The organism is Bordetella holmesii (assembly GCF_020735985.1).
GTDB classification, from domain to species: domain Bacteria; phylum Pseudomonadota; class Gammaproteobacteria; order Burkholderiales; family Burkholderiaceae_B; genus Bordetella; species Bordetella holmesii.
Genome location: NZ_CP085973.1, coordinates 2,824,528 through 2,839,298, shown reverse-complemented (window position 1 = coordinate 2,839,298; position 14,771 = coordinate 2,824,528). Strand labels below are relative to the sequence as shown.

Annotated in this window: 13 protein-coding genes and 1 pseudogene; 7 read left to right on the top strand and 7 right to left on the bottom strand. The window is 64.6% G+C overall.

What is annotated here, in order from left to right; genetic code table 11:
* Positions 1-7: 7 nt before the first annotated feature.
* Positions 8-463: a multidrug/biocide efflux PACE transporter gene (locus LK440_RS13595; RefSeq protein WP_005018628.1), complete on the bottom strand. Its 456-nt coding sequence runs from the start codon at positions 461-463 to the stop codon at positions 8-10.
* Between the two features lie 101 nt (positions 464-564).
* Between LK440_RS13595 and LK440_RS13590 the strand changes: the two are divergent.
* Positions 565-1,382: pseudogene (locus tag LK440_RS13590) on the top strand (LysR family transcriptional regulator).
* A 48-nt stretch (positions 1,383-1,430) separates the two neighbouring features.
* Here LK440_RS13590 and LK440_RS13585 read toward each other — a convergent pair.
* On the bottom strand, positions 1,431-2,999 hold the full coding sequence (locus tag LK440_RS13585; protein WP_005018629.1) for an argininosuccinate lyase: 1,569 nt from the start codon (positions 2,997-2,999) through the stop codon (positions 1,431-1,433).
* Positions 3,000-3,221: 222 nt separating this feature from the next.
* On the opposite strand from LK440_RS13585, the gene LK440_RS13580 reads away from it, so the two are divergent.
* Positions 3,222-3,659, top strand: coding sequence for a universal stress protein (locus tag LK440_RS13580; RefSeq protein WP_005018630.1), 438 nt, complete (start codon positions 3,222-3,224; stop codon positions 3,657-3,659).
* An 11-nt stretch (positions 3,660-3,670) separates the two neighbouring features.
* On the opposite strand, the gene LK440_RS13575 is transcribed toward LK440_RS13580, so the two are convergent.
* Positions 3,671-4,081 (bottom strand): cupin domain-containing protein, encoded by a 411-nt coding sequence (locus LK440_RS13575; RefSeq protein WP_005018631.1) that lies wholly within the window; start codon positions 4,079-4,081, stop codon positions 3,671-3,673.
* Positions 4,082-4,111: 30 nt separating this feature from the next.
* Positions 4,112-4,885, bottom strand: coding sequence for an NAD(+) diphosphatase (gene nudC, locus LK440_RS13570; RefSeq protein ID WP_005018632.1), 774 nt, complete (start codon positions 4,883-4,885; stop codon positions 4,112-4,114).
* A gap of 227 nt (positions 4,886-5,112) precedes the next feature.
* On the opposite strand from nudC, the gene LK440_RS13565 reads away from it, so the two are divergent.
* Complete coding sequence (locus tag LK440_RS13565; protein ID WP_005018633.1) at positions 5,113-7,215, top strand: outer membrane protein assembly factor BamB family protein; 2,103 nt, start codon at positions 5,113-5,115, stop codon at positions 7,213-7,215.
* A gap of 508 nt (positions 7,216-7,723) precedes the next feature.
* Positions 7,724-8,572, top strand: coding sequence for a winged helix-turn-helix domain-containing protein (locus LK440_RS13560; RefSeq protein ID WP_005018634.1), 849 nt, complete (start codon positions 7,724-7,726; stop codon positions 8,570-8,572).
* 19 nt (positions 8,573-8,591) lie between these two features.
* Here the strand turns inward: LK440_RS13560 and LK440_RS13555 are convergent, their stop codons facing one another.
* Positions 8,592-8,807 (bottom strand): hypothetical protein, encoded by a 216-nt coding sequence (locus LK440_RS13555; RefSeq protein ID WP_005018635.1) that lies wholly within the window; start codon positions 8,805-8,807, stop codon positions 8,592-8,594.
* Between the two features lie 154 nt (positions 8,808-8,961).
* On the opposite strand from LK440_RS13555, the gene LK440_RS13550 reads away from it, so the two are divergent.
* From LK440_RS13550 to LK440_RS13540, 3 genes are all read left to right on the top strand, one after another.
* Positions 8,962-9,858 carry an NUDIX hydrolase gene (locus LK440_RS13550; protein ID WP_005018636.1) on the top strand — a complete coding sequence of 299 codons (897 nt, stop codon included), beginning with the start codon at positions 8,962-8,964 and terminating at the stop codon, positions 9,856-9,858.
* Positions 9,859-9,961: 103 nt separating this feature from the next.
* Complete coding sequence (gene nadC / locus LK440_RS13545) at positions 9,962-10,852, top strand: carboxylating nicotinate-nucleotide diphosphorylase (protein WP_025341328.1); 891 nt, start codon at positions 9,962-9,964, stop codon at positions 10,850-10,852.
* A 103-nt stretch (positions 10,853-10,955) separates the two neighbouring features.
* Positions 10,956-11,897, top strand: coding sequence for a tripartite tricarboxylate transporter substrate binding protein (locus tag LK440_RS13540; protein WP_370510758.1), 942 nt, complete (start codon positions 10,956-10,958; stop codon positions 11,895-11,897).
* Here LK440_RS13540 and LK440_RS13535 read toward each other — a convergent pair whose 3' ends face one another.
* Entirely contained in the window at positions 11,898-12,590 is a 693-nt protein-coding gene (locus LK440_RS13535; RefSeq protein WP_169510514.1) for a tellurite resistance TerB family protein, read from the bottom strand.
* 93 nt (positions 12,591-12,683) lie between these two features.
* A complete protein-coding gene (locus LK440_RS13530; RefSeq protein WP_227944733.1) occupies positions 12,684-14,759 on the bottom strand; it encodes a TonB-dependent receptor in 2,076 nt (691 codons plus the stop codon).
* Positions 14,760-14,771 lie beyond the last annotated feature (12 nt).

Sequence of the window (14,771 nt, the reverse complement as noted above, 5' to 3'; positions counted from 1 at the left end):
GGCGGGCTCAGGCCTGGGCATAGCGGTTGCGCTGGTCGAGCCAGCGCAACACGCGTACCCGGGCCTTGTCGTATGCCAGATTGTAGAAAAACGCGTAGGGCAGATAGAAAAGCACCAACGCGATGTCCAGCACAAAGGCCTCCCAGAGGCTTATCTGCAGCCACCACGCGGCCAATGGAATCACGATGAGGATGAGGCCGGTCTCAAACCCCAGGGCATGGACGACGCGCAGGCGCAGCGTGCGAGTCCAGCCCATACGGTTTTCAAGGCGGTCGAATCCCGCGTTGTAGAGCATGTTCCAGAGCAGGGCGATCCAGGCGATGACGGCCGTAAGCACGCCCATCTCGAACAATGACTTGCCCATGGGCCATGCCGCGACCGGCGCGCACAGGCCGATGGCGAGAATCTCGAACAGAAACGCATGGACAAAACGTTCTTTGAGTGTTTTTTGGGCTTGTGTCATGGCCAACCTCGATCGTCAATGTCCGCATTTTCTCCGAATAATCCGATACTATAAAGTTGATATCTATCGGAAAAACCGATGGACAAGACACGGAGCATCCCATGCGCCATTCCCTGGAGTCCCTGGCGACCTTTGCCCAGGTCGCCGCGGCCGGGTCGTTCTCGGCAGCGGCGCGAGCCCTGGGCAAGCGTCAGTCCACGGTCAGCGAAACCATCGCCAATCTGGAGGTCGATCTGAATTTGGTGCTGTTTGATCGCAGTCAGCGCCAACCGGTGCTGACTGAGGCCGGCCAAACCCTGCTGGCGCATGCGCAGCAGGTGTTGGCGGCCAACGAGCGCTTGAACCGTGCCGCCAGTCAATTGGCCGATGGCCTGGAGCCGCGCCTGACGGTGGTGTTGTCGGATACGTTTCAGTCAGACACGTTTGAAGCCACCCTGAGTGCCATTGATAAACGCTACCCCGCCTTGCGCTTCGAGTGCCTGATCGCCGAGCATGAGGATGTGGTGGCGCTGGTGCAGCAGGGACGGGCCCATCTGGGCCTGATGGCGGCGCAGAGCGATTATCCGCCAGACGTGGCGCGGACCATCCGCTGGCGGCCCAGTCGCGCGTCAGCCTGCAGGATCTGGCCAATGCGCGAGAGTTGCGGCTGAGCACGCTGGCGATGGCGGATGCACCGATGCCGCCGGCCCGCCCGGTCTGGTCGGCACCAAGCTATCTCATGCTGCTGGAGATGGCGAGTCTGGGCTTTGGCTGGACGGAACTGCCGCGCTGGATGGTGCAGCGTTTCGGGCAGGCACGCCTGCGCGAGTTGGACGTGCCGGGTTGGCCCCGGCATATCAAGGTTGACGCGGTATGGTCTGCGAGACGGACGCTGGGCCCTGCGGGCGCCTGGCTCTTGCACAGCCTGGCTGGCGTGTAGTGCGAGCGGCCAGGGGTGCGCACCCCTGGTCCTGAGGCAGGTTGTGGTTTAGCGGCCCGTTGGCAGCAGCTTGTTAAAGTCCTGGTCCAGACGCGCCAGCGAGCCGTCGATGTGCTCGCGCTTGCCCTTGATCCAGGCCGCATTGTCGGCCAACTGAGCACGGGCTTCCTTGAGCATGCGCTTCATCTCCGCGGGTTGCGGCCCGCCGGTGGTCGCACGATGCTTGATGATCGCCACCGGGTCGAGCGTGGCGCGGAACTCGGCCTCGCTCATGGGCAGATCCTGCGGGTACTTGGTCCCCTGCACGGCCTCATGGTAGATGCGGCGCGCCTCAGCATACGGAAAGTCCAGCGGCTTGATGTTCTTGCTGCGCGCCAGCGTCACGATCTCCGAGGCAAAATGATGCCCCACGCGGAAGGGGACCTGGTACTTGCGCATCAGTACGTCTGCCAGCTCCTGCGACGCTGTCCAGTCGCTATTGAGTTCTTCCAGGGCGCGATCGCGATTGATGACCAGCGCCTTCATGACGCGGTCCCATTTCTTGAGCACCTTGGTGGCGCTTTCCACCATGGCGCTGTTCTGGTCGACTTCTTTGGGATCCGGCATGCCCGGGGTGATGTTGTGCATCTGGATGATTGGCCCCATGGCCAGCGTTACGGCCGTCGACGCGTCGCTGCGCAGCGAGTTCAGCAGTCCAGGGTTGCGCTTTTGCGGCATGGCGCTGGAAACATAGGTGTTGCCGCCGCCTTCTTCGAGCAGGATCCAGGGCCGGGTCTGCGCATATTGCGGCATGATGTCCTGCACGAAATTGCCTGCATGCAGCCCGATGGCTGTCACGATGGAGGCGACCTCCACGGGTTCGTCCATGGAGGAGATCTGGGCGGCGTCGTAGGCATTGTCGACGATGGCGCCAAACCCTAGATAGTCGGCCATGCGTTTGCGATCCAGCGGCCAACTGCTGCCGTTGAGCACGGTGGTGCCCATGGGCGAACGGTCGATGCGGGCATACGCTTCGCGGATGCGCTGGGCGTCGCGCGCCAGGCCTGCGGCATGGCCCAGCAAATAGTGTCCGTAGCTGTTGGGCTGGGCCGCCACGCCGTTGGTGTAATTGGGCACGACGGTGTCGACGTTCTTGGCGGCCAGATCGACCAGCGTGGTGGCGCTGCGGTTGAGTTGGTCGGCCAGCGTCAACATGTTCTCGCGCAGGATGGCGGCGCGATAGGTCGCGTGCATGTCCTGGCTGGAGCGCCCGGCGTGCAGCAGCGTGACATCCTGACCGGCGGCCTTGATCATCAGGGGTTCGAAGGTGATAACGCTCGACGGCCGCTTGCCGCCTGGCTGGTTGCCGGCCTCGATCACCTGGGCCACGCCTGCTGCAACGTTGGGCGCGAGGGCCTTGTCCAGCAGCCCCTGTTCGGTATTGATGACGGCAGTGGCTTTGTTGATCTCGCCCAGCCAGAAAAACTCGTCACGGGGCGGCTTGGCCGCGGGCGCGGCTTTGGCCGTCGATGCCGCGGGCGTCTTGGTGGTGGTGGCTGCCGGCGCGGGTGCGGGGGATTGTGCGCCAGCGGTGGCGCTGCCCAGGGCCAGGGCAAGCAGGCAAAGGGTGTGCTTCATCAGGGGGAGTCTCCAGAGTGCGGCGCAAGCTGTCCGTCTTGGCCGCTCGTGTTCAGAGCATACCGCCTGGCTGCGGGCGCAGGAATGGCGGATTTCCTTGATGCGTGCCGCGGAAGGGTTTGCACGCCGGCCTGATCCGGCGCAATATGGTTCAGGCATGGCCGCGTTACTGTGTTTCTCCCAAGGTCTCGCGAGGCCTTTCACCCAGAAAGAGGAGGCTCTATGTACAAGCACATCCTGATCCCCACCGACGGTTCCGATCTGGCCGAGCGCGCGGTAAAGCAGGGCCTGGCCCTGGCGCGCAAGCTCGATGCGCGCGTGACGCTGATTCAGGTCATTCAACCGGTGCGCGCCTCGGCCGGCGAGTCGGTGCAGCTACGCGGCACCCTGGAAGAGTACGAGCGCGAAGAGCGCGTGCAGGCCGAGCAATGGCTCGCGAAGGCGGCCGTGCGTGCGGCCGATGCCGGCGTGCCTTGCGAAGCGGTAACGGCCATCAATGTCCAGCCGTATGAGGCCATCGTGGCGACTGCCCGGGACAAGGGGTGCGATCTGATTGCCATCGCCTCGCACGGCCGCAGTGGCCTGTCGGCCATGTTGTTGGGGAGCGTGACACAGAAGGTGCTGGCCCATTCGGACTTGCCGGTACTGGTGTATCGCTGAAGCCGGGCGGCTCAGGCCACGTGGGTGATGAAATAGACCTTCTTGACGAAGGTGTCGACCTCCCAGTGGCCTTTGTAGCCCTGCGGCATGATGAAAGGATCGCCAGGCCGGAGTTCATGGACCGTGCCGTCGGGATCGACGAGACGCGCCTGGCCTTCGAGGATGTAGCCGAATTCGATGTAGCCCGTCGTGTCGGAGCGGAATTTTCCCGCCGTGCTTTCCCAGATGCCAGACAGCACGCGGCCCTCATTGGCTTCAAAGGCGTTGACGGTGCGAAACTCGGTATTGCCCTCGATGGGGCGGCGTGGCTTGCCGATTTCGGCTTGGATCAGCGGACCGGTGCCAAAGCGCACCAGCCGGGAGGAGGAGTCGGACACGTTGATTTCTCGGGTTAAGGCCGGGCGGCGCGCGGCTGAGCGCATGATACTGCCGGTACGCGCCGCATCCGAAAATCAGGTTTCAACCAGATGAACGCCTGGTGGCAGGTTGGCGCGGACAAGGCGGCCCGCGATCGACTGAACCATGGGGATGTTGGGGATGACGTCGCCCGGGCCGAACCACTGTGCGTCGGAAATTTCATCTTCCTGGATCTGAACCTCCCCGCCGTCGTACTCGGCCGTGAAGGCGATCATCAGCGAGTGAGGAAAGGGCCATGACTGGCTGCCGAAGTAGCGCAGATCCCGCAGCTTGAGGCCGACCCCCTCGGCGACTTCTCGGTGGACGGCGTCTTCGATGCTTTCGCCGGCCTCCACGAAACCGGCCAATGCGGTGTAGCGCGCCGTGGCGTAGCGCGCGTGACGGGCCAGCAGGATGTGGTCGCCGCGCTTGATCAGCACCATCATCGCGGGCGAAATGCGCGGGTAGGCATGCAGGCCGCAGTTCGGGCACTGCAGACATAGCTCATGGGTCGCATGTTGCATGGGCGTGGCACAGACACCGCAGAAGCGATGGGTCCGTACCCACTCGGCGATCTGGAAAGCGCGACCGGCCAGCGCTGCCTGCTCGCCTAACTCCGGCAGCAGGGCGCGCAGCTTGCGAAAGGCATAGCCATCGGGTGCGGCGAGATCGCGCGCGACGTGAATGCTTCGGTAATGGGTGTGCTGCAGGTGCCACAGCGGCTGCATGGAGTCGGGGTGGATGCCCAGTGCGCCGCAGACGCTGGCATCGGGCAGGCCGAGGCCCGTTTCACTCACCAGCAGTTCGTCGCCGCGAAAAATAAAGTTCACGAATAGTTTCCTTGCAGGGTCAAGTAAAGGCAGCAATGGCATGGCGCGCGGATCGCCGCCGGCGGGCTGCACAAGCATATACCAGTGCCGTCCTCTGATAGCATAGACCTCAACCGGAGCGAGTGAAGCAGTGGCGTTTCGGGCATCCAGAGGTAAAGGGACCTGCCGCGCGCTGCGCGGCGGGGGCGAGGGCGCGACGCCGGTCACGGCGGACCTGGGGGTGTTTTATGACTGCGGTCGCCGGCAAATCGCATGTGGCGGCTCATGGCTTGGCCATTGTGCTGGCCGTCTGCGGCGTGGTGCTGACCGTCGGCGGCATCAAACTGGCCCTGTTGGGAGGCTCCTGGTATTACGGCGTCACCGGCGTGGCGCTGGTAGCCAGCGGCGTGCTGCTGTGGCATTGCAACGCCTGGAGCGCCTGGCTTTATTCCGCCACGCTGGCCGGGACCATGCTCTGGTCCCTGCTGCAGGTGGGACTGGATTTCTGGGCGCTGCTGGCGCGGCTGGCGTTTCTGTGCCTGCTGGGTCTGGGCTTTTGGCTGCCTCCGGTGGTGCGCTCGTTGGCCCGCGGGCCGCGCTCGAATCGTGCCGCCCGTCTCATCACGGCTTTCTTCCTGCTGATGTTCGCGGCCCTTATCGTGGCCAGTCTGTTGCGTGACGACTCGGTCAGCCCACGTGAAATACTGCCTGCTGCCGTGGCACACGCGGCGCCTGTGCAAGGCGACGGTGAGTGGGCGGGCGATCCGCAGGGAACGCGGTTTTCGCCGTTGACGCCGATCAGCCCAGCCAATGTGGCCGCGTTGCAGGTCGCCTGGACTTACCAGGGCGAAGACAGCGAGTCGGCCCGCGCGTTCGAGATCGCGCCGCTGAAGGTGGGCAGCCACCTGTACCTGTGTGCCGGCGGTTTGATTGCCCTGGATGCGGACACCGGCAAGTTGCGCTGGCGGCATCGCGATGAGCAGCGTGGCGCCACGCCCACCTGCCGTGGATTGGCCTACTACCGGGTGCCAGGTATGGATGCGCAGGCGTTTTGCGCGGCGCGCCTGTATGCCACGACCGACGATGCACGGCTGATCGCGGTGGATGCCGCCAGCGATCAATCCTGCCGCGGCTTCGGGGGGCAGGGGCAGATCGACCTCAATACGGCAGCACCCCTGCCAGGCCAGCTTTACATGAGTTCGGCGCCGCGCGTGGTGCGCGACAAGGTGGTGGTGGCGGGCTGGCAGCGCGGCCCGAACACTCAGGGCGAAGCGGCCGGGGCCTTGCGCGCCTTCGATGCCCGTACGGGCCAGGCCGCATGGAGTTTCAATCCGGCCATGCCCGACGGGCAACCGGCGTTGCTCGGCTTGGCGCATGCCAGCGCGCCCCTGTCCGTCGACGAGTCGTTGGGCGCCATTTACGTGCCTACCGCCAATGCCATGCCCGATTACTACGGCGGCGATCCTGCAGGTCCCGGTAGCGTGCAGCGCTACTCCAGTGCCGTCATCGCACTGGATGCACAGACCGGCCAGGAACGCTGGGTGTTTCAGACCACGCCGCACGACATCTGGGGCGGCGATCAAGCCGCGCAACCAACGTTACTGGATTTGCAGGTCCAGGGCCGCAGGCTGCCGGTGTTGATACAGGCCACTCGTCGTGGGCAGCTATTCTTGCTGGACCGGCGAGACGGCAGGCCATTGCGGTTGGAGGTGAAGTTCGATCCCGTCGGGCCGGACGGCGAGGAGGCGATGTGGGGGCTCACGCCTTTCGACCAGCTCTGGTGCCGGGTCCGTCAGCGCTCCGCCGGGCGGCAGCCCGGGCGCGCAACCTTTCTGACGCTGCCGGGTACGCTGGCGCCTGCGAGTTGGGGCGGGGTGGCGGCCGATCCCGAGCGCAAGCTGTTGATCCTCAGTTGGGCGCCGGCAGCCGCCTCGCGCGGGCAGGAGCCGTTGATCTCGCCTCTGGGCATGTCCTGTAGTGCGCCGCCGCACCACTACCTCACCGGCGTGGATCTCAACGATGGACAGGTTCTGTGGAACAGCCGGCTGGGATCGGCATTTGAGTCTGTCTGGTCGTTCGCGCGCCGGCATACTCTGCTGCCGGCTGGCTCGCTCATTACACGCGCAGGGTTGGTTTTCATTGCCACAGGGCAGGAGCAGTCGTTGCGTGCCGTGGATCTGCATTCGGGCGACGTACTCTGGAGAAGCCGCCTGCCGACGGGAGCGCAGGCGACGCCCCTGACATATCAGACCGCAGCGGGTCGCCAATTCGTTGTCGTGGCGACTGCCAGCGGCGTGCAGCAGGGCGGCGTGCGGGGAGCGCGGCTGACCGCTTACGCGCTGGCGCGATAATCGATGTGTCCCTAAAAATTCTTAATTTCTTAAAAGAGTTGGGCATCAGGGCGCAAAGTGCAATACACTGCGCCCCGATACTTCGTGGCTTGATCTTTCAAGCCCACGGTCGTGCAGCGCTCGCGCTGCCATGCGCAGAGATGGCCTAGGTAAGGCAGAGGCTGGATAGTCAGCCCGGCGTCCGCCTTGTGCCTCAACGACAAGCAAACGCGTATGGCAAGCCAGGCCCGTGCGGCAGCCTATGTGCATGCCAGCGGCGATATTCCTTCGTCCTTCGGAGGGCATGCTCGTGTGTCGCGCGCGCGTTTACGCCGCGTTATCCGAACGGCGCGGACTAGACGTTCCCGTCACGCAAAGTCGGGTCAAGGCATATCCAGGCAGCACGTGTTTGACATCGAGAACGCCACGTCGTTGTCCTGCTGGGACAAGCCAGTAGGCACAGGTACGACTGAGGTCTGAGGTCTGTTTTTTTACACGCAGGTGTATTTATAAGGCTGGGCAGAACGGTATGAAATCCGCGTTTTCCACTCAGTTGTTTGCCACCGTCGAGGGGGCGCTGCGCATGCCGGCGGAGGCTGCTGCCCGCCAGGGGGTGAGCGAGCTGCCGGCCAATGTCCCCGATGCGAGCGTGTTGCTGCTGTGCGCGGATCCGGCTCAGAGCGCAGCCTTATCGCAATCACTGATCGACTCCGGTTTTCCCATGGCATGTTGCAGCGAGCTTGCCACCATGTATGAACTGCATGGCCAGCATCGGCACAGCTTTGTGATTCTCATGGCATCCCAGGGGGAGGCGCTCGTGGCCGCAGCGCGGCTGCGCACCCTGGCGCCTAGCGTGGGGATTGTGGCCTTGACGCCGCCGTTGAGCTCCGAGGCACGAGTGCAACTGTTGCTGTGCGGCGTGGATACCTGTCTGGAGCAAACGAGCAGTCATCAAGAAATCGCTGCGGTATTGCAGGCTTTGGCTCGCCGGGGCGCCGCGCAACCGGTGCGTGGCGTGCCCGCTGCCCGCATTCTGCCCGCCTCGCCTGGCGGCGATACCGACGCTGTCCCCGCAGAACGCCATTGGCGCTTGCTGGAAGACGGCTGGGTTCTGGCCAGCCCCGATAACGCGCAAATGCCGCTGTCCGGGACCGAACGGGCCTTGCTGCTTGCTCTGGTACAGGCGCCCACACAGCGCCTGAGCCGGGACGATCTGCTGAATGTGGTCGACGTCAGGCCGGGGCGAGGCGAGGGGGCTCGCCTGCGGTATGTCGATGTGTTGATCTGCCGACTGCGACGCAAGGCCACGGACCGGCAGTTACGCCTGCCCATCCGCGCCGTGCATGGTTGGGGCTATATGTTCAGCGGCAGCGAGTAGGCTGCGCTGAGCGGTCGCCTCAAGCGTCGTCGCCGTTGCGGCGCACGGCGCTGGGCAGTACGTCGTCTTCGGCGGCAAGCACACCGGGGTCGCCCGGAGCCGTCATGTTGCGGCCTGCGCGCGGCATGCCGGCGACCTGACGGTTTGCGCTGGGCATGGGCATTTCTGCCGTGCCAGAGAATTGGCGCTGCCGGGTGACGCTGGACGGCGGGAGAAACTCACGAGCAATTGCCATGGTTCGACTCCTGTGTGCTGCCATACGCAGGCCGGGACAGCAGCCTGTTCGTGCATAGTACGCTGGACGTGCGTCGAGCCAGGTGTCCAGGTGTGACGGCGTGCGCCCCCTATAATTGGAGGCGGCCTGGCCGTGTGTTCCTTCCAGGATTTCCTTGACCAACACCTTAGACCGATCTCTCTCCGCCGAGCTGGTGGCTGTGCTCGTCGCCGTAACGGCGGGGCAGCCTCGCGTCTTGACCACCGATTGCGGTCAATTGCTGCCTGCAGGCCCCTTCGAACTGAGCCACCGTTCGCTGCAGGCCGGCCTGCGAGCCTGGGTCGAAACCCAGACGCAGCACCCGCTGGGCTACGTCGAGCAACTCTATACCTTCGCCGATAGCGATCGCTCCAACGACGCGGGCGCGCGGGTTATTTCGGTCAGCTACCTGGCGCTCACGCGCGAAGCGGGCGATCCCGGTGTGGCGCAGGTGGGTTGGCAGGACTGGTACCGCTACTTCCCCTGGGAAGATCGCCGCGAGGGCACGCCGGCCATCCTGGCCGATATCGAGCGTCGCCTGCGTCGATGGGCCAAGGGGGACGCGCGTCGCTCGCAGCGGCTGGCCTATGGATTCGGGTTGGACGGCGCGACCTGGAACGAAGATATGGTCCTGCAGCGTTACGAACTGCTCTACGAGGCTGGGATGGTGCCGGAGTCGGGTGCGGGAGAGGCCGTGCCGGGGCAGTCCATGGCCCACGACCATCGCCGTATTCTGGCTACGGGCATCGCGCGGCTGCGCGCCAAGATCAAGTATCGGCCTGTGGTCTTTGAGCTGATGCCCGCTGAATTCACGTTGTTGCAGTTGCAGAATGCGGTGCAGGCATTGGCCGGGCGCCAGCTGCATAAACAGAATTTCCGCCGACTGATGGAGCAGCAGGATCTGGTAGAGGAAACGGGCGCCATGTCTAGCGGCACGGCAGGCAGGCCGGCCAAGTTGTTCCGCTTCCGCAGCGATGTCATGCTGGAGCGGGCGATCTCGGGCAGCAAGTTGCCCCTGGCGCGGCAATATTGACTGCTACCTGTTCGCGGGCCGGTGACTTGACAGTTATTTATGCTCAGGATTAGCATAAGTCACCGAGGCCCAAGCCATTTTTTTAACCCCATATATACTCAAAATGAGCATAAAAATCGCTGCAGCGACAAGCGCCCAGGAGACGGTGCGCACCTTCCCGAGTCTGCCCCAGGTCATGCTGGAGCCTTTGGTGCGCGCTGCGCTGCTGGAGGACTTGGGCCGCGCCGGTGACATCACCAGTGATGCCATTGTGCCGCTCGAAGCGCGCGGCCAGACTCGTCTGGTCGCACGCCAGTCGGGCGTGCTGGCCGGCCTGGATCTGGCGCGGCTGGCTTTCCGGCTGGTCGATCCCGAGATCCGCTTTCAGATGCTGCTGGCCGACGGCGCGCGTCTGGAGCCTGGCAGCGAAATCGCCCTGATTGAAGGGCCGGCGCGCGGCATGTTGACCGCCGAGCGCACGGCCCTCAATTTTCTGGGCCATCTGAGCGGTGTGGCGACCGCCACGGCGTCGATCGCCGACGCCATCGCGCATACCCGCTGCAAAGTCACCTGCACACGCAAAACCCTGCCCGGACTGCGGGCCGTGCAGAAATACGCCGTCCGTGTGGGCGGTGGCAGCAATCACCGTTATGGCCTGGATGACGCCGTGCTCATCAAGGACAACCACGTCGTCTTTGCCGGGGGCGTCACGCCGGCGCTGGCGCGCGCGCGCGCGGCTGTGGGCCATATGGTGAAGATCGAGCTCGAGGTCGACACGCTGGCGCAGCTGGATGAGGCCCTGGCGGCGGGGGTGGACGTCGTATTGCTGGACAACATGGACCACGACACCCTGCGCGAGGCGGTGCGGCGGGTGGATGGCCGCGCCATTACCGAGGCTTCCGGTCGTATCACGCCGCAGACGGCCCCTGCCGTGGCGGCAACCGGCGTCGATCTGATGGCTGTGGGCTGGCTCACGCACAGCGCGCGGGTATTGGATATCGGCCTGGACAGCTGACTTCTTCTTTCGTTTTTGCACGTCGTTGACGGTGCCGGAATCGGGGCGCCGTGGCGGCGCTCATCCTGAGAAAACCATGCGGCGACTGTTTGCTCTCTTATCGATGTTTCTGACCCTGGGCGCGGCCTGCGCGCCCAGTCTGGCAGCAATGGATTTCCCTGCGCGGCCCATCACCATCATCGTGACCTTTCCTCCGGGCGGTGGCACTGATCTGCTGGCGCGCAAACTAGGGGCGGCCTTGCAGCAGGATCTCGGGCAGCCCGTGGTGGTGGAAAACCGTCCCGGCGCCAGCGGCAATATCGGCGCGCGTGCCGTGGCCGAGTCCAGGCCGGATGGCTACACCCTGCTGATGGTCAACAGTTCGTTTGCCATTAACCCGGGCGTCTTTCATCACTTGGACTTCTCCCCGGAGCGTGATTTCACTGCCGTGATCAACGTGGCGTTCGTGCCCTCGGTGATCGTGACAGCAGCCAATTCTCCCTTGAGCAGCCTGAGCCAGGCCTTGCGGCTCGGGCTGCCCCAAGACCCGATGCCCTATGCGTCCTGCGGCAACGGCACACCGCAGCATCTAGCCGCGGAGTTGTTGCGAGCGCGCGCTAAAGCCTCCTTGCAACAGGTCCCTTATAAAGGGTGCGGCCCGGCGCTGACCGATGTGCTTTCCGGCCATGTGTCGTTGGGCGTCATCACCGCCTCGAGTGCCGCGCCGTTCATCCGATCAGGCAAGTTGCGGGCACTGGCCGTGACCGCGGCTCAGCGTTCTCCGCTTCTGCCCGACGTGCCTACCGTGGCCGAGCTGGGCTGGCCCGGTTATGAGCTGGATCAGTGGCATGGCTTGCTGGCGCCGGCCGGAACGCCCCCGCAGATCATCGCGCGGTTGAACCACGCGCTGACCACCATTATGATGCGTCCCGCCATGCAGGCCGAGCTCAAGGAGCTGGGATTCAACCCTGTGGCCAGCAGCCCGGCGGACTTCGATCGGCTCGTGCACGATGATATCTGCCGGTTTGGCGCCCTGACAGCCAACATGGGTCTGCGGGTGGACTGATCAGGACAACTGAACCACCTCGGTTTCGAGTTGTCGCTGCAAGGAAGGAGCCAGCTTCAGTTGACGGGCAAGTTCGTCGAGATAGGCGCGCTCCATATAGCTTTGCTCGTCAACCATCAGGAGGCTGGCCAGATACATCTGCGCCGCCATCTCCGGCCCCTGCGCGGCGCGCGCGACCGCGGCCGGGTCCACCGGGCCGGCCAGTTCCGCCTGCAACCACGCACGGTCGGCAGCGTCTCCAGAGAGCCGGGCGAGTTCTTGCTCAAGCAACTGACGCTCAGTGGGGCCGATGTGTCCATCGGCTTTGGCCGCACCGATCATCGCCACCAATACGGCACGGCTTTGAACCTCGGCAGCCGGAGTGGGTAGTCCGGCGACGGCCTGAGAGGCGTCTGCGGCGGGGGCATCCTGCGCTGGCGACTGAGTTGTTCGCCATTGGCCATAGGCCCGATACGCCAGCGCGCCCAGGGCCGCCATGCCGCCGTACATGGCCACTTTACCGCCGATTTTTCGCGCTTTTTTGCTGCCCAACAGCAGCCCGAGCGCGCCGGCGCCCAAGGCGCCGCCACCCAAGCCGGCCAGCAGTGACCCCCCTTCGTTGCCGGCTTTCGCTGGGAAAGAAGACCCTGCGGCTTGTTGAGCCAGGTTCTGGCCGGATCGCAGCAATTGATCGAGTAGTTGGCGTGCGCTCAAGTCGCGCTCCTTGAACAAGTCAAAATGCTCTGATCGCTGCAATCCGATTTGGTTCAGCTTTTTGTCAGAAACCGGGGGGCGTACCCTCTTGCCTTAGAAGTTGCCTTTGAGCCCCACCAGCATGGCGCGCCCGCTTTGCGGTGCCACGTCGCGCAGCACGGACGTGGCGTAACGGATCTCCTGATTGGTCAGGTTGATGCCGCGCACGTACGCCTGCCAGCGCGTTGCGCCCACTTTGAAGCGGTAGCCTGCGTGAGCGTCCAGACGGTAATACCCGGAGGTGGGCGTGTCGTCCTCCGGTTGGCGATGTTGCGCGAAGGCCTTGGTGATTTGGGCGCCCGCATCCCAGGGCCCGCGCCGCCAGTCCAATCCCGCCATCAAGCGCAGGGGAGCAATCCGCGGTAGTGGCTCGCCGCTGTCGAGATTGCGCGCATGGGTGTAGTCGCCGCCGACGGCCAGATCCACGGTATCGCCACCGCTTTGAAAGATGCGCGTACTGCTTTCGGCCTCGATGCCGTAGAACTCGGTACGCACCCCGCGATAGACGGCTTCGGGTAGTGCATCCTCATCGGCAGCGGCCAGCACATTGCCGTCATCGTCGCGCATTCGCCCCGTGTTCAGCTCGGCCAGATAATTGCCGAAACTGCTGTAGAACACGCCCACGCTGCCGTGGTCGGCCTCATGTTTCCAGCGTAGCGCGGCATCGCCAGACCACGCCCGCTCTTTGCCCAGGTCCGGGTTGCCCACCAGATATTGCCCGGTCGCTTCATGCGGCCCATTGGCATACAACTCGTAAAACGTAGGGGCCCGCTCCGTATACGAAAGATTGCTGGCCAGTGACCACACCGGGTTCAGCAGGTAGACTCCGCCCAGGGAGAAGCTGCCCGCCGTGAATCGACGCTTTTGGCTGTCGGCAAAGCGCTCGTTGCCGTTATCGGCGGGATCGAGCCTGGTGAGCTCCGCCCGCGCGCCGGCGCTCAGGGTAAAACGCTCATTGACGCGCCAGCTCTCCACGTCGAACAGGGCCAGCGAGTCGGTCCGGGTGGTGGGCACCAAGGCCTCGTCGCCTAGCGCGGAGAAGCGCGCCTGTCCCAGTTGCAGGCCCGACACACCGCTTATCGGCCCGATGTCGGCATGCTGGGCTTCGAGGCGTGCTTCATAACCGTGATTCTTGAAGGTCGTGCCTGTCTGGCCATCGTCGATCTCCTTGTGCTGGTAATCGGTATAGCCAAAGCTGAAAGCCAGACGTGAGAAGAGGCCATCCAGGTCTCGCACTTCCCCCGCCGCATTGAAGCGCTGCTGGCGCAGCCGGATACGCACGTCCGATTCGGCCACCGAGCCATAATCCGAGTCGTAGCCGCTATAGGACAGCCCCGCGTAGCCATGGTCTGCGGTCCAGCTCATACCGATGGCGCCGCCGCTGTCGCGTCCATCGCTATTGGGCAGCCGATCGCGTGCACTCGACACGTCGGGCTCGGCGGCGCGCAATCGCGCCGAGCGCGCGTCACCCGGAATGCGCAAGGCGTCGGTATCCCGGCCGTAAACATCCGCGTGCAGAGCGAAGTTGCCGTTGCCGGCTTCGACCTGGGCCCCGCCGCTGCGGCCGTTGTTGGCGCTGGTGTACTGGGTCTGCACCTGCCCTTGAACACCGTCGATGGGCTCGGAGGGGATGCGGTTGTCGATGGTGTTGACCACGCCGCCGATGGCGTTACCCCCATAAAGCAGCGCGGCGGGGCCGCGCAGAATTTCGATGCGTTCGGAGGCCATGGGGTCGTTGGGCACCTGATGGTCATACGACAGCGAGGAGGCGTCCAGCGTCCCCACGCCATTGCTCAGCAGGCGGACGCGGTCGCCGTCCATGCCGCGGATGATGGGCCGTCCGACCATGGGTCCGTAAGTCGTGGTCGAAATGCCTGGCAGGCCGTTGAGCGTCTCTCCCAGCGAGTCGGCGCGGCGCAGATCGAGCGCGTCGCCGGATAGGACGGTCGACGGGATGCTCAAGGCCTCGCTGCCCAAAGGATTGCCGGTGACGATCACCGGTGCCAGCGTCGCGGCGGTGGCCGGGTCGCTTTGGGCGTGAGACGGTTGCAGGACGAGCAGGCTGGCGCAGGCCAGGGCGTAAGGTAGCGGGCGCGCAGGCAGGCGCGCCTTCAGCAGGAAAGCGGACATATCGAAAAAAAT

What these genes read in the sequence shown, in the direction of transcription:
- LK440_RS13580 (WP_005018630.1), top strand. Translation starts at nt 3,222, where the DNA reads ATGTACAAGCACATCCTGATCCCCACCGACGGTTCCGATCTGGCCGAG.
- LK440_RS13595 (WP_005018628.1), bottom strand. Translation starts at nt 463, where the DNA reads ATGACACAAGCCCAAAAAACACTCAAAGAACGTTTTGTCCATGCGTTT.
- LK440_RS13560 (WP_005018634.1), top strand. Translation starts at nt 7,724, where the DNA reads ATGAAATCCGCGTTTTCCACTCAGTTGTTTGCCACCGTCGAGGGGGCG.
- LK440_RS13540 (WP_370510758.1), top strand. Translation starts at nt 10,956, where the DNA reads ATGTTTCTGACCCTGGGCGCGGCCTGCGCGCCCAGTCTGGCAGCAATG.
- LK440_RS13530 (WP_227944733.1), bottom strand. Translation starts at nt 14,759, where the DNA reads ATGTCCGCTTTCCTGCTGAAGGCGCGCCTGCCTGCGCGCCCGCTACCT.
- nadC (WP_025341328.1), top strand. Translation starts at nt 9,962, where the DNA reads ATGAGCATAAAAATCGCTGCAGCGACAAGCGCCCAGGAGACGGTGCGC.
- LK440_RS13585 (WP_005018629.1), bottom strand. Translation starts at nt 2,999, where the DNA reads ATGAAGCACACCCTTTGCCTGCTTGCCCTGGCCCTGGGCAGCGCCACC.
- LK440_RS13565 (WP_005018633.1), top strand. Translation starts at nt 5,113, where the DNA reads ATGACTGCGGTCGCCGGCAAATCGCATGTGGCGGCTCATGGCTTGGCC.
- LK440_RS13555 (WP_005018635.1), bottom strand. Translation starts at nt 8,807, where the DNA reads ATGGCAATTGCTCGTGAGTTTCTCCCGCCGTCCAGCGTCACCCGGCAG.
- LK440_RS13575 (WP_005018631.1), bottom strand. Translation starts at nt 4,081, where the DNA reads ATGCGCTCAGCCGCGCGCCGCCCGGCCTTAACCCGAGAAATCAACGTG.